Raw genomic sequence first — 14,171 nt, forward strand, 5'->3', positions numbered from 1 at the left:
TGCCTTTAACTGGGCATGAATTTATTAACACAGCACCATAATTGCACCAGGGGTTACAAATGAGGGTCAATACGCCTGTTACGCAACAGGAGTATCTGTTGGACGTGGACACAACATTGATGTCCACCACCGATACTCAAAGTTACATTACCTACGCCAACTCCGCTTTCATCCGCGTCAGCGGTTATGCCGAAGATGAACTTATCACACAGCCCCACAACGTGGTGCGCCACCCGGATATGCCCGTCGAAGCGTTTGGAGATATGTGGTACACCCTGCAACAAGGCGATAGCTGGACAGGGCTGGTAAAAAACCGACGTAAAAACGGCGACCATTACTGGGTTCGCGCCAACGTCACGCCGGTTTATCATAACAATCAGTTGAGTGGCTATATTTCCGTGCGCAACACGCCGAGCGCGGAAGAGATCAAATTTGTAGAACCCCTGTACGAAGCCGTACAGCAAAAGCGGGCAGGCAGTCGCGCTTTCTATAAAGGATTGGTGGTTCGCACCGGGTTATTTGCACCGCTCTCCGTGCTGCAAAAAATCTCCGTGCGTTGGCGCATCCGTTGCCCGCTGTTTATCGCTGCGCTGGCCCCCGTTCTGCTCACCTATTTCGGCCTCGATCCCATCTGGTCAGCGCTGGCAGCAGTCATCCTGTTTCTGTTGTTGGATGCCTTTTTGCAAAGCCAAATCAGTCGCCCGCTGAAAACCATGCAAAAACAAGCCCAGAGCGTGGTTTCCGGACGCAAAACGTCACACGTTCACTTTAACCGCGTGGATGAGATAGGCTTGTTAATGCGCTCCATTAACCAGTTTGGCCTCAATCTGCACTCTCTGGTGGATGACGTTGGCACTCAGGTGCAAGGCATGACCGACGTAAGCCAGCGCCTGACAGAAAACAATACGTCACTCAATGCCCGTACCGAAGAAACCTCTGCTAACCTGCAACAAACCGCCGCTGCCATCGAAGAAATTACCGTTGCGGTACAGCAAAGCGCTGAAACGGCAATACAAGCCACCAGCATGGCGGAAGCCGCCAGCCAGACGGCGCAAAAAGGTGGGGATATCATGGGGGAAACCATCGGTATGATGGAGTCCATCTCCAAGGCGAGCGATAAGATCGTCGATATTATCGGCGTGATCGACAGCATTGCGTTTCAAACCAACATTCTGGCACTTAACGCCGCGGTAGAAGCCGCCAGAGCCGGTGTGCAAGGTCGTGGTTTTGCCGTGGTAGCAGCTGAAGTTCGCAACCTGGCCCAACATTCTGCCTCTGCCGCCAAAGAGATCAAAACGCTGATCGATGCTAACGTCGCAAGCGTGGAGTCAGGCGGTAAAATGGTGGAAAATGCGGGTAAGCACATTTCTGATATCGTCAGTGAAGTGCTGCAAGTCTCTACCATGATCAAAGAGATCAGCAACGCCACGCAAGAACAGACGCAGGCATTAGGGCTGATTAACCAATCCATTGCCCAAATCGAAATCATGACCCAAAGCAATACTGAAATGGTGGTGCACTCAACCGATACGGCAGAAAGTTTAAACCGTCAGGCTCAGCGACTCACCAGCGCCATCAACGTGTATGGCAGTTGATTAACCCCCTTTACAACGCACGATACGGCTGGGAATAAGGATAATTCCCTCGCCGTGCGTCCCACGCAATGCCGATAGTCCCCTCCTGTTTTTCTCTGCACAGACACATGACACACATTGTTACATTTGCTGTAAAAAACCTGATTCTATCGTTCTGTATTCCAACAAAATCCCTGTCAAGCTAGAGGGAATAAACGTCGATACTCTATAAGCACAACCAGTGCCGTAATGACAAGGAGAAAAAATGACCAGCATCAGCGCAGTGACGTCTGCCTCTGGCAGCAGCGCGAGCTCAGGGACCAGCAATGAGCAACAAATTGCTCGTCTTAATCAGCAGATTAAAACGCTAACGCAGCAGGCCAAATCGCTCGCTACCTCTCTCGAGAAAGCCAGCACGGATGAAGAAAAGGCCAGTATTCAGGAGCAGCAGCAGTTGATTCAGGCGCAGATTCAAGCGCTTCAGGCCCAAATCGCCCGGTTGCAGAATGAGTCATCGGAGAGTAAACAGCAGCAGGCGGCATCCACGTCTACGGCTCAAGAAGAAGGCGTTAACAAGCCGACTGAAGAGAACAAAATCAACATCTACGTGTAGCCGTTGAGTCACACGTGCAGCACCGCAAGCGCGGTGCTGCTTCTAACGCGGCTTAAGCGGCGTCACCAACCCTTGCAGCCCTTCAATCTTGATGGTCAGCGTCAGTTGCATCAAATCCCCCAATCGCCCTTTGGGAAACACATCCTTGCGGGCAAACCACAGCAAATACTCCTCGGGCAAATCGATCAGAACTCGGCCCTGATACTTGCCAAACGGCATCTGCTGGGTGGCGATAGCGATCAAATCCTCTTTTTCCATCGGTTAGGCTCCGAGCAGGCGGATCATCTCAGCCTCATCAATCACCGGGATGTTCAGTTCTTGTGCTTTGGCCAGCTTGGAGCCCGCCGCTTCCCCGGCAATCACCATATCGGTTTTCTTGGACACGCTGCCGCTCACTTTCGCGCCCAGCGCCGTCAGACGATCCTTGGCTTCATCACGGGATAGCACGCTCAGCGATCCCGTCAGCACAATGGTCTTGCCAGCAAACGGGTTATCGAGCGTCGCAACATCCACCCTTTCGATTTCCGGCCAATGGATGTTGATCCCCTCAGGATTGATAAGCTCGCGAATCACTTGCTGATTGTGCGCTTCTTGCAGGAAATGGCGCACATGCTTCGCTACGATCGGCCCCACATCCGCCACCTCCAGCAGCGCGTCTTCATCCGCTGCCAGCAGGTTATCCAACGTAGCAAAATGCTGTGCCAGATTGCCTGCGGTCGCTTCACCCACATCACGGATACCCAACGCAAACAGGAAACGAGCAAAGGTGGTGGACTTGGCTTTTTCCAGCGCATTGACCAGATTCTGCGCCGATTTCGGCCCCATACGATCCAGTCCAGTCAGGATACCTGCAGTAAGCATGAACAGGTCGGCAGGCGTTTTGACGTACTCTTTTTCCACCAATTGATCGATGACCTTGTCGCCCATACCTTCAACGTCCAGCGCACGGCGGGAGACAAAGTGCTTTAACGCTTCCTTACGCTGTGCGCCGCAGATCAACCCGCCCGTACAGCGCGTCACCGCCTCACCCTCAATGCGCTCTACCTCGGAGCCGCACACCGGACATTGCTCAGGAAAATCGATAGCACGCGCATCCGCAGGGCGCTCTGCTTCCACCACCCCAACAATCTGCGGAATGACATCACCAGCGCGACGCACAATAACGCGATCGCCAATCTGTATGCCGAGACGTTCAATCTCATCGCGGTTGTGTAAGGTGGCATTGCTCACCATCACACCCGCGACAGCAACCGGCTCAAGGCGTGCCACCGGCGTAATGGCACCGGTGCGCCCAACCTGAAAATCAACGCCGTGCAGCCAGGTCAATTGCTCCTGTGCCGGGAATTTAAAGGCCACCGCCCAGCGCGGCGCACGCGCCACAAATCCTAGCCGTTCCTGCAAAGCGAGGTCATCGACTTTGACCACCACGCCATCAATATCGAAGCCGAGCGTCGCGCGCTCTTGCTCCACCTGACGATAAAACGCCAGTACGTCTGCACTGCCAGTGCACAAACGAATACGATCGCTGACCGGCAATCCCCAGGCTTTAAATTGCTTCAGGCGTGCCAGATGGCTGGTCGGCAAGGTGCCGCCTTCCAACAGACCCACGCCATAGCAGAAGAAGGTCAGGGGGCGTTTGGCCGTAATACGCGGATCGAGCTGACGCAATGACCCCGCCGCCGCATTACGCGGATTGGCAAAAATCTTGGCACCGGTACGCCGCGCTTCATCATTCATCTTTTCAAAGCCACGGTGTTTCATAAACACTTCACCGCGCACTTCCACGCGCGTGGGGATGTTATCACCGTGTAGCCGCAGCGGAATGGCACCGATGGTACGGATATTGGCGGTAATGTTTTCCCCTGTCGTACCATCGCCGCGCGTGGCGGCCTGCACCAGCAGGCCATTTTCATACAGCAGGCTTACCGCCAAACCATCGAGTTTCAGCTCACAGCAGAAGGTCAGTTCCTCACCGCTTTTCAAGCGATCCTGCACGCGTTTGTAAAACGCCAGATAGCTTTCATCATCGAATACGTTGTCCAACGACAGCATCGGCACCTCATGACGCACGGACTCGAACGCCGACAGGGGGGCCGCACCAACGCGCTGCGTGGGCGAATCTGGCGTAATCAGTTCAGGATGCTCCGCTTCGATCGCCTTGAGCGCATTCATCAGGCGGTCATATTCCACGTCAGGAATTTCCGGCGCATCTTCAACGTGATATTTATATTCGTGGTGGCGCAATTGCGCGTGCAGCTCAGCCACACGCGATGTCAGATGTTCAACTGTCACTGGATGGTTACCCGTACTCTTTTGGTTTATCGCGGCGTATTGGCTTTGATGGTATTAATAATGTTAGTGGTAGAACAGCCATCTTCAAAGTTCAGCACCTGTACGTCACCACCATTAGCCCATACTTCTTTACTGCCTGCGATATCTTCCGGCTTGTAGTCACCGCCTTTGACCAGAATATCCGGCAGGATGCCAGCAATCAGGCGCTGCGGGGTATCTTCTTCAAACGGCACCACCCAGTCCACCGCACCGAGGGCACTTAACACCGCCATACGTTGCGCCAGAGCATTGACCGGACGCGTGGGGCCTTTCAAACGGCTGGTGGAGTCATCGCTGTTCACCGCCACAATCAAACGATCGCCCAGCTTGCGCGCGTTCGCCAGATAAGAGACGTGGCCGGCATGCAGAATATCGAAAACGCCGTTAGTCATGACAATTTTTTCACCGCGCAAACGCGCCTGCGCCACGGCCGCTTTCAGTTGCGCTTCATCCATCGCACCAAAACCGCTGTCAGCACGACCGCGAATGGCATTTTCCAGCTCGATGGGCGTGACGGTAGAGGTACCCAACTTGCCCACTACCACACCGGCTGCGGCGTTCGCCAGGAAACAGGCATCTTCCAGCGAATTGCCTGCCGCCAGTGCCGCTGCCAATACGCCAATCACGGTATCGCCCGCACCGGTCACATCATAGACTTCCTGCGCCTGTGTCGGCAGATTCAGCGGTGCTTTGCCCGGCTGAAGCAGCGTCATACCCTGTTCAGAACGTGTGATCAGCAGTGCGGAAAGGTCAAAATCAGCAATCATTTTTTCGCCGCGCGCCACCAGTTCTTCTTCGGTTTTGCTGCGTCCGGCAACCGCTTCGAACTCGGACAGGTTCGGCGTCAATAAGGTGGCACCGCGATAGCGCGCAAAATCAGTCCCTTTCGGGTCGATCAGCACCGGCACACCGGCTTCATTCGCGGTTTGGATCATCGCCTGTACGTGGGCCAGCGCGCCTTTGGCGTAGTCAGACAGCACCAACGCGCCGATTTTCGGCAACGCCTGCGCAATGCGTTCCAACATCGGTTGCGGGTCCACACCGTCAAAACCTTCTTCGAAATCCAGACGAATCAACTGCTGGTTGCGCGACAGCACGCGCAGTTTGGTGATAGTGGGGTGCGTCGGGACGGAAACAAAATCGCACTTGACGTTCACATCGCTCAGTTTGGCACTCAGCGCGCGGGCCGCGTCATCGATGCCCGTCAGCCCGACCAGGCGAGAATTGGCACCCAATGCCGCAATGTTCATGGCCACGTTAGCGGCACCGCCGGGACGTTCTTCAATGGTATCGACTTTGACGACCGGTACAGGCGCTTCTGGCGAAATACGGCTGGTAGGGCCGTACCAGTAGCGATCCAGCATCACATCCCCTACCACCAGCACGCCAGCCTGACGAAAATCAGGTAATGAAACTTTCATGCACCTACTCCAAGATGTTTTTTGTCATACAGTTGGCCGCGATAATAACACAGCCCCCGCAGCCCTTCGAAACAACATTCGTTGCCTACCGCGCTCCGGCACCCAGCCATTTTTCCCAGCTGGTTTTCACCTGTTGGCGCTCGGTCATAAAGCTTTCTGCGCCCACACGCGCTGACTGTTCCTGCAACGCCAAATGGTGCAACGCATCGCGCAGCGTGATGTAAGCGAGCGTCAACGCCCGCGCTTCTTCCTCGTCCATCACGCCGCACTGGGCCATCAGCTCCAGAATGCGCACGTTATCCGACCAGCGCGTCAGGCGCGGTTGCTGTGCCGCATAACGCAACACCAGATACTGCACGATAAATTCGATATCGGTGATACCGCCCTCATCGGTTTTCAGATCAAACAGCGCGGGGTCTTTATTGGCCAGATGCTGACGCATCTTCTCGCGCATTTCGCGTACTTCCGCACGCAGTGTCTCCGGCTCGCGTTCCTGGCATAGAATCTGACGCCGTATCGCCTCAAACTGCGCCTGTACACCCTGCTCACCGTAGACCATGCGCGCGCGCACCAGCGCCTGATGTTCCCAAGTCCAGGCTTCATGCTGTTGGTAATCACCAAAAGCACCGACGGTGCTGACCAGCATCCCCGCCGCCCCAGACGGGCGCAGGCGGGCATCGACCTCGTACAGAATGCCCGATGAGGTCCGCGTGCTGAACAGGTGCATCACGCGCTGCGCCAGACGCAGGTAGAACTGGCGACCATCGATACTGCGCTCACCGTCGGTTACCACCTCATCCGGGCAGTCCAACAGGAACACCAAATCGAGGTCGGAGCTGTAGCCCAGTTCCCATCCGCCCAGCTTGCCATAGCCAATCACCGCAAAACCGCGCCCTTCGCGCTGTTGCAGGTGCGTCGGTTGCCCATAGCGTGCCACCATTTGTGTCCAGGCTTGCTGCACCACGGCGGCAATAATGGCTTCAGCCAGATAGGTTAAGTGATCGCTCACTTTCATGACCGGCAGCACGCCCGCGATGTCGCCTGCGGCAATGCGCAACTGCTGCGCCTGTTTGAACTGCCGCACCGCCTCCAGTTGCTGCTCTTCATCTTCCTCGGGCACGCGCATCAGGTATTGGCGCAGCTCATCGTGATAGGCTTCCGGTGCCAGCGGGTGGTAAAGGGTCGCCGGATCGAGCAGTTCATCCAGCAGCAGCGGATAACGCGCCAACTGGCTTGCCACCATCGGAGAGGCAGCGCACAGGCGAACCAATTGAATCAACGCAGGGCGCGATTCCAGCAGCAGTTCCAGATAGGTGGTGCGCGTCACGATGCCGAGCAACAACGGTGTCAGGCGCGGCAAAATCAGCTCTGCCTGCTGGTGAGCACACACTTCGGCCAACAGCAGCGGCATAAGGTGATCGAGCACATCACGCCCGCGAGGGCCAATGGTGCGTTTGACCAAGTCATGACGAAAATCGGTGATGGCGTGCAGCAACGCATTACGGGCCTCTTCGCTGAGGTGAGGCATCAACGCACCCATATCCACCTCATCGGGCGCGTCCAACCATACGCTGTTGTAACCACTGCATTCTGGCGCATCCTGCCCGTCCTGCGCATCATCGCCGATCAGGTCGTTAAACACCCGGCGCACCGCCAGCATATGGTGTTGTAAGGCCTCATTTAACGCCTCCCAGCTGTCAAACCTCATGCCCCACGCCAGACGTTGCTGATTCAACGCTTCTTGTGGCAAGGTCTGTGTCTGCTCATCGGCAATCGCTTGCAACAGGTTTTCCAGCCGCCGTAAAAACAGATAGGCATTGCTCAGTTCATCCACCTGCTGCGACGAGAGCAGGCCCAGACTGCCGGTGTGCTGCAACGTCGGCAGCAGTTCCCGGCCTTGCAACCCCGGTTCACGTCCCCCGCGAATCAGTTGGAAAACCTGGGTGATAAACTCAATTTCGCGAATACCGCCCGCGCCCAGCTTGATGTTGTTACGCAGATCCCGTCGCCGTACTTCGCGGGCAATCATGCTTTTCATGTTACGCAGCGATTGGATCACGCTGAAATCGATATAGCGGCGGAACACAAACGGGCGCAGCAGCGCGCGCAGTTCCTGGCTGTAGGCATCTTCCATGCCGCCCATCAGGCGCGCTTTCACCATCGCATAGCGCTCCCAATCGCGCCCCTGCTCCTGATAATACTCTTCCATCGCAGCGAAACTGAGCACCAGCGGGCCACTGTCGCCAAACGGGCGTAAACGCATATCGACACGGTAAACAAAGCCGTCCACCGTCATCTGATCCAGCGCTTTGATCAGGCGCTGCCCCAGCCGGGTAAAGAATTGCGCGTTATCCAATTCGCGCCGTCCGCCGCGCGTCTGTCCGTTTTCGGGGTAGACAAAAATCAGGTCGATATCAGAGGAGAAGTTCAGCTCGCCGCCCCCCAACTTGCCCATGCCCAATATCAAAAGCGGCTGCGGCTCCCCTTGCGCATTACAGGGCGTGCCCCATTCGCGGCAGCAGGTGTCATACAGCCAACCGCGCGCCGCCACAATCAATGTCTCGGCCAATTCGCTCAGTTGACGCAGCGTTTGCGGCGTGGTGCTGGTCGCCAGTGATTGCGACCAGGCAATACGCACCAGCATCCGGCGACGAAACTCACGCAGCACGCGCATCAGCGTCGCCTCATCGCTCACGTTCTCCAACGCCTGCGCCAACCATTGCCCATACTGCTGCCACTCCTCCGGCAACGGCGGCTGCTGGTGCAATTCCTCCCACCAATCGGGGTAGCGCGCCAGCGCCTCGCTGACAAAGTCACTGGAGGCCAGCACCGCCAGATCCTCTGGCGCGATGGACGCAGGCAGCGTCACGCTCTCTTGCAGGCGGGATAACACACGCTGCGTCTGCTCCGCCAGCAGCGGCGGCAACGCAGAGGAGAATGGCGAATTCGACATGGCAACTCCCTGATAATCCCGGCGCACCGGGAAACAATAATAGGTTACACGCTGGCGCTGCTTAGCCAGTACGGCGTTTGCTCCACGGCCTGGCGGCGCGCACTTTCCAGCACGCTGTCAGCAGGAAGGTGCTTGATCGTGTGCTCTAGCGCACGCCACGGCGCAATAAAGGACTCGACGGTGGTTTCCGGATAAGCGCTGGAGAGCAGCAGGAACGCATTGATGTTGCGTTGCAAACGCGCCAGCTGTTGCTGGTAGTGATCCGCATCCAGCGGGTGACTGAATACGGAGCGCAATTCCGCCATGGCGCGATCCAGCATCACGTCACAAAAACGTTTATAAGAACCCATTAGGCGCATACGGCTTTTGTTATCCATATGTTCACGCCAGCTGCTGTTAACCAGCCATGAGGTAAGCACTAACTTACTGTTCAGATAGTTGGCGTCATAACACACCTTCTCGGCGTCAGTTTCACGTTCAACTTGTTCTTCCAGATGGGTGAGCGCCGCACGGAACAGCGTGGTCACTTTGCGCGGCACTACGCCGCCCACCAGCACCAGCATTTCACGCATCAATGCACCGGCTTCCAACAGTTGCAAACGCGCCTTGCGTTCACCGCGTGCCCACAGCTCTTCGTGGTATTGCCAGTGGGCCAGCGCATGCTCCAGCGCAGCGCCAATCGCCTGATCGATGGTGCTTTTGGCAGGCAGCGTCAGCATACGTAGTGCCCGGCATTCGCGTGGCACCGCGCCGCTGGCAAGATGATAACCGCGAGCCGCTTTGCTCAGGCTGCCTTGGCGCATTCCGCCCCACTCCGCCAGCTCTTGCGACAGTGCCAGCAAATCATCGGTTTGCCCGGCTTTCAGTTCCATCTCCAATTCCAAAATGGGCTCACTCAATTCACCAGCAGTGACATCCCCCTGATCGAAGGCGATTTCAATCAAACTTTGGTGATAAGCGATAACCCACTGCTCACGCTGGAAATGGGTGCTAAACAGCGGATGCAGCGCCTGCGCCAGCGCGTCAACATCGCACTCTGGCGGCCAGACGTCTGCGGGCAGCAACCGGATATCCAGAGTGGCATTCGCCAGCGGCACATTGTATTCAGGATGCTGGTGCAACCCGCCAATCACCGTGCCGGCGGTTTTCAGCGTCATTTCATGCTGGCCATTTTCACCGCGCACACGCAGCCCCATGCCAAGCTGGCGCAACGTGTTATCCGCCGTTTCATAATAGGTGTTACTCAGCAGTCGCCCTTCCAGATGCTCGCTGTGGCTGTAATCAGTTTGCCAGGCCGTCAGTTTGCGCGGCAGCGTAGCGGCCATGTCCGGGTGCACAATAAACTTCAGTTCGATCTCTTCACTCATCATCATTTCAATCTAAAAAGCATGACCCTGCGGGTCGGATGCTGACAGCCCTTCATCAGCGACGGAAAATACGGATACTTGCTATATTACACCACCTTACCCCTGGCAGAAAAAACCTACCGAGCGGCGATGTCAGGCAACGCTACATGGGTAATAGGAGTCTTCTCATTTCGGTTTACCCATTGCCTCGTCAGACTTATGCCTCTACTATCACCCAACCATTCGCGCAACATGATGAAATTATGAAGAAATTAGGCCTCGTTTGTTTCACCTTTGTCAGCCTCACACTGAGTTGGGCGAGTCACGCAGAAGATAAACGCTACATCTCCGATGAGCTGTCGACCTACATTCATACCGGCCCCGGCACCCAGTACCGCATCATCGGCACGCTCAATGCTGGTGAAGAAGTCACCGTACTCAGCGTGAATGAAAATGCCGGCTATGCCCAAATTCGCGATAGCAAAGATCGCACCAGTTGGTTGCCGCTCAACCAGTTGAGCCAAACCCCCAGCCTGCGCCTGCGCGTGCCGGAGCTGGAAAAGCAGGTTTCCGACCTCACCGCGCGGTTAGGCAATATCGATCAGGAATGGAACCAGCGTACTGCCGATATGCAGCAAAAAGTGTCTGCCAGCGACAATATCATCACCGCACTGCGTAACGAAAATCAGGATTTAAAAAATCAGCTGATTGTCGCGCAAAAGAAAGTCGATGCGGCCAATGTGCAACTGGATGACAAGCAACGGGAAATCATTTTGCAATGGTTCCTGTACGGTGGCGGTGTGGCGGGCATCGGCTTATTGCTCGGTTTGCTGTTACCGCACCTGATCCCCAGCAGAAAGAAAAACGATCGCTGGATGCGCTGAGGCGTAAGTCACATCACACCTCACATTGGCCTGCGGCATAGATTGCGGCAGGCCGGTGGGTATGTAACTATTAACCTTATGTTAACGTAGTGCTCCCGTCATCCTCGGCGAAAGCCGGGGATCTTTTGCAGAAGGAAGGCGTTTGGCCTGTAAGAGATCCCCGCCTGCGCGGGAATGACGGGATGAGTAAAGCCAGGAGTGTGTATTGAAGAGTTATCTGGTTGGCGGCGCAGTGCGGGACACCTTACTCGATCTCCCGGTGTCAGAACGTGACTGGGTGGTGGTGGGTGCCACGCCGGGACAGATGTTAGCGCTTGGCTACCAACAGGTCGGGCGGGATTTTCCCGTCTTTTTGCACCCGGAAAGCAAAGAAGAGTATGCGCTGGCACGCACTGAACGCAAATCTGGTAACGGCTATACCGGCTTTATTTGTCATGCGGCACCCGACGTTACGCTGGAAGCGGATCTGCTGCGGCGCGATCTGACCATCAACGCCATCGCCCAAACCGCAGAGGGTGAACTTGTCGATCCCTATCACGGTCGGTACGATCTGCAACAGCGTCTGCTGCGCCATGTTTCTCCAGCCTTTCAGGAAGATCCGCTGCGCGTACTGCGCGTGGCACGCTTTGCTGCGCGTTTTGCCCATCTCGGTTTTCACATCGCGGAGGAAACGCTGGCGCTGATGCAGTTTATGACGCATGAGGGCGAGTTGGCTTTTCTGACGCCGGAACGGGTATGGAAAGAGACGGAAAAGGCGCTGGCAACCCGCTCGCCGCACGTCTATTTTCAGGTGCTGCGCGACTGCGGTGCGCTGGCGGTGCTGTTTCCTGAAATCGACAATCTGTACGGCGTACCAGCCCCGGCGCAATGGCACCCGGAAATCGACAGCGGCGTTCATACGCTGATGACACTGATGATTGCCGCTCGCCTCACGCCCGAGATCGATGTGCGTTTTGCCACGCTGTGCCACGATGTGGGCAAAGCGCTGACGCCGCCCGCGCTCTGGCCGCGCCACCACGGACACGGCCCGGCGGGCGTGAAACTGGTGGAGCAACTGTGCCAGCGCTTGCGCGTACCTAATGCACTGCGCGACCTGGCTAAACTGGTGGCGGAATATCATGACCTGGCGCATACCGTAACGGTATTGCAGCCCAAAACGCTGATGAAGCTGTTTGATGCGCTGGACGTGTGGCGCAAACCGGAGCGGCTGGAGAAGTTGGTGCTCACCAGTGAAGCGGATGCCCGTGGCCGCACCAGTTTTGAAGAATCCCCCTATCCGCAAGGCAACTACCTGCGCGAGGCCTTCACCATTGCCAGCGCGGTCACCAGTGGTGAAGTCGTGGCCGACGGTTTTCAGGGCATTGGCGTGCGCGATGAGTTGCATCGGCGACGTATTGCTGCGCTTACCGCATGGAAAGCGCAGAAAATTCCCGCCTCAACCCCGTAGGTGGCTTATTTGGTGCTACAAACCGCAATGTAGTTAAGCTGGTGCCGGTAGCGGCGGAGGGTGCGAAACAGCCGAAGGAAGGTGGCGCGGTTTTCCGCCTTCAACGCATTGCGCACAATCTTTATCGCACCGCCCCAGCCTTCATCGTAAATCATGCCAGACGGCGTCATCAGCGTCATCACGCCCTGTGCGTTCTCAACCTGGCTGAAACCACTGTCAAGAAACAGGCTGCGCCACCCCGCCTGCGTTAACGGCTGAACGTTGACATTGATTGTCGCGCGCATCTGCGCCGTAACATCACCCGAGGCCTGCGGCAGCAGCATGATGTCATGGGTCAGCAACCGCCCTCCGGGTTTTAGCACACGTAAATATTCCTGAATCAGCGGACGCTTGGCTTTGTCGGCATACATGGTGAGCATCGCTTCGTTAATTACCACGTCAAAGTGGTTATCGGGGAACGGCAATGCCAAGGCGTTCGCTTCCATCACCGTCACACGCCCTTCGACACCCGCGGCCAGAATGTTGCGCCGTGCTTGTTGTAATGCCGCCCTGTCCATATCCACCCCGACGATAGCGCAACCGTAGCGTTGCGCTATCTCAATGGCGGTGGTGCCCATATTGCACGCCACTTCCAGAACACGCGTCGATGGCGTCAACGCGCCCTGCTGCATCAACCACTCGGTGGCCGCACGTCCGCCGGGGCGCAGGCGCTTTTTACCTAACTTCGCCAGAAATTTATGTCCCGCCAGTTTCTCTGACATGCTTACGTCCTCCTCGCGATTACCGTGCTCTGGTGCTTGCTGAAAACAAGCAAATGATTATTATTTCTGTTTAATTACCCGACACTGTAGAACTCCGTAAGTGAGACGCCAATGACGTTTGTCAAAATACCCCTACCGATAGAGGAACATTGCGAGGTGCTGTTTTCCCATCAGTGGCTGCGTAACGAGCCGGTGGATGTGGTGCTCGCCTTACAGCGCGCATGCTGTCGTATCCATTTTCAGACAGGGGAAACGCTGTTTCGCGAAGGGGATAAGATGCGCTACTGCCCGCTAGTGGAACAGGGTGAACTACAGGCGTTTCGTCATACCTATCAGGGAGATGACAAGGTATTCGGGCAGTTTGTACGCGGTGAATGGGTGGCACTCGCCGCCGTGTTTATGGAGCACGGTCGCTTCCCGATGAACATTCGGGCACTCAGTGCAGGACAGGCAATATTGATTCCGCGAGAGACGCTGCATCAATTTTGTCTGCAACGCCCGACGCTGGCGATGCAACTGCTGGGCAACCTCAGCCAGAAGCTTTACGCCACCATCAACCAGATCGACTGGCTCACCTCCAGTTCGGCGGGGGAACGGCTGGCAGATTACCTGCTGCGTCTGCATCGCACCCAGCAAGACACGCAGCCAAACGCGCAGGTTCGGCTACCGCTCAATCGCGGACAGTTGGCAACACAGTTGGGGATTCGACCAGAAACCTTGAGCCGTCTGATGGCGGAATGGCAGCGGCAGGGTTACATCACCTGCCGTGCCAGTTACATCACGTTATGCAATCTGGACTACCTGCACGCGTTGGCCGCGCAGGCACAGCGCCCCTTCTGAA

Annotated in this window: 11 protein-coding genes; 5 read left to right on the forward strand and 6 right to left on the reverse strand. The window is 56.4% G+C overall.

Translation table 11 applies throughout. From position 1 onward, the window contains the following. Nucleotides 1-59 precede the first annotated feature (59 nt). Together J5224_RS16235 and J5224_RS16240 are read left to right on the forward strand one after the other, a co-directional pair. Nucleotides 60-1,595, forward strand: coding sequence for a methyl-accepting chemotaxis protein (locus J5224_RS16235; protein WP_264626358.1), 1,536 nt, complete (start codon nt 60-62; stop codon nt 1,593-1,595). Nucleotides 1,596-1,839: 244 nt separating this feature from the next. After that, complete coding sequence (locus J5224_RS16240; protein WP_264626359.1) at nt 1,840-2,187, forward strand: FlxA-like family protein; 348 nt, start codon at nt 1,840-1,842, stop codon at nt 2,185-2,187. 42 nt (nt 2,188-2,229) lie between these two features. Here J5224_RS16240 and J5224_RS16245 read toward each other — a convergent pair whose 3' ends face one another. The 5 genes from J5224_RS16245 to J5224_RS16265 form a co-directional block, all read right to left on the reverse strand. Beyond that, nucleotides 2,230-2,445, reverse strand: coding sequence for a DUF3820 family protein (locus J5224_RS16245; RefSeq protein WP_264626360.1), 216 nt, complete (start codon nt 2,443-2,445; stop codon nt 2,230-2,232). 3 nt (nt 2,446-2,448) lie between these two features. Then, on the reverse strand, nt 2,449-4,479 hold the full coding sequence (ligA, locus tag J5224_RS16250) for an NAD-dependent DNA ligase LigA (RefSeq protein ID WP_264626361.1): 2,031 nt from the start codon (nt 4,477-4,479) through the stop codon (nt 2,449-2,451). Nucleotides 4,480-4,505: 26 nt separating this feature from the next. Continuing rightward, entirely contained in the window at nt 4,506-5,939 is a 1,434-nt protein-coding gene (gene hldE / locus J5224_RS16255) for a bifunctional D-glycero-beta-D-manno-heptose-7-phosphate kinase/D-glycero-beta-D-manno-heptose 1-phosphate adenylyltransferase HldE (RefSeq protein ID WP_264626362.1), read from the reverse strand. Nucleotides 5,940-6,024: 85 nt separating this feature from the next. Continuing rightward, entirely contained in the window at nt 6,025-8,892 is a 2,868-nt protein-coding gene (gene glnE, locus J5224_RS16260) for a bifunctional [glutamate--ammonia ligase]-adenylyl-L-tyrosine phosphorylase/[glutamate--ammonia-ligase] adenylyltransferase (RefSeq protein ID WP_264626363.1), read from the reverse strand. A gap of 44 nt (nt 8,893-8,936) precedes the next feature. Further along, the gene (locus J5224_RS16265) at nt 8,937-10,259 is read right to left on the reverse strand and encodes an inorganic triphosphatase (RefSeq protein ID WP_264626383.1); all 1,323 of its coding nucleotides are present in this window, start codon (nt 10,257-10,259) and stop codon (nt 8,937-8,939) included. Nucleotides 10,260-10,501: 242 nt separating this feature from the next. Here J5224_RS16265 and J5224_RS16270 point away from each other — a divergent pair, with 242 nt between their 5' ends. Both J5224_RS16270 and J5224_RS16275 read left to right on the forward strand, forming a co-directional pair. After that, the gene (locus J5224_RS16270; protein WP_264626364.1) at nt 10,502-11,122 is read left to right on the forward strand and encodes a TIGR04211 family SH3 domain-containing protein; all 621 of its coding nucleotides are present in this window, start codon (nt 10,502-10,504) and stop codon (nt 11,120-11,122) included. A 205-nt stretch (nt 11,123-11,327) separates the two neighbouring features. After that, nucleotides 11,328-12,569, forward strand: a complete 1,242-nt coding sequence (locus J5224_RS16275) for a multifunctional CCA addition/repair protein (RefSeq protein ID WP_264626365.1) — start codon at nt 11,328-11,330, stop codon at nt 12,567-12,569. Between the two features lie 5 nt (nt 12,570-12,574). On the opposite strand, the gene J5224_RS16280 is transcribed toward J5224_RS16275, so the two are convergent. Continuing rightward, entirely contained in the window at nt 12,575-13,330 is a 756-nt protein-coding gene (locus J5224_RS16280; RefSeq protein WP_264626366.1) for an SAM-dependent methyltransferase, read from the reverse strand. 156 nt (nt 13,331-13,486) lie between these two features. Here J5224_RS16280 and J5224_RS16285 point away from each other — a divergent pair, with 156 nt between their 5' ends. Continuing rightward, nucleotides 13,487-14,170 (forward strand): Crp/Fnr family transcriptional regulator, encoded by a 684-nt coding sequence (locus J5224_RS16285; RefSeq protein WP_264626367.1) that lies wholly within the window; start codon nt 13,487-13,489, stop codon nt 14,168-14,170. The last annotated feature ends 1 nt before the right edge of the window (nt 14,171 follow it).

This window comes from Candidatus Symbiopectobacterium sp. NZEC135, from assembly GCF_025962695.1.

Coding starts and splice junctions, on each gene's coding strand:
- J5224_RS16235 (WP_264626358.1), top strand. CDS start 60: ATGAGGGTCAATACGCCTGTTACGCAACAGGAGTATCTGTTGGACGTG.
- J5224_RS16240 (WP_264626359.1), top strand. CDS start 1,840: ATGACCAGCATCAGCGCAGTGACGTCTGCCTCTGGCAGCAGCGCGAGC.
- J5224_RS16245 (WP_264626360.1), bottom strand. CDS start 2,445: ATGGAAAAAGAGGATTTGATCGCTATCGCCACCCAGCAGATGCCGTTT.
- hldE (WP_264626362.1), bottom strand. CDS start 5,939: ATGAAAGTTTCATTACCTGATTTTCGTCAGGCTGGCGTGCTGGTGGTA.
- glnE (WP_264626363.1), bottom strand. CDS start 8,892: ATGTCGAATTCGCCATTCTCCTCTGCGTTGCCGCCGCTGCTGGCGGAG.
- J5224_RS16265 (WP_264626383.1), bottom strand. CDS start 10,259: ATGAGTGAAGAGATCGAACTGAAGTTTATTGTGCACCCGGACATGGCC.
- J5224_RS16270 (WP_264626364.1), top strand. CDS start 10,502: ATGAAGAAATTAGGCCTCGTTTGTTTCACCTTTGTCAGCCTCACACTG.
- J5224_RS16280 (WP_264626366.1), bottom strand. CDS start 13,330: ATGTCAGAGAAACTGGCGGGACATAAATTTCTGGCGAAGTTAGGTAAA.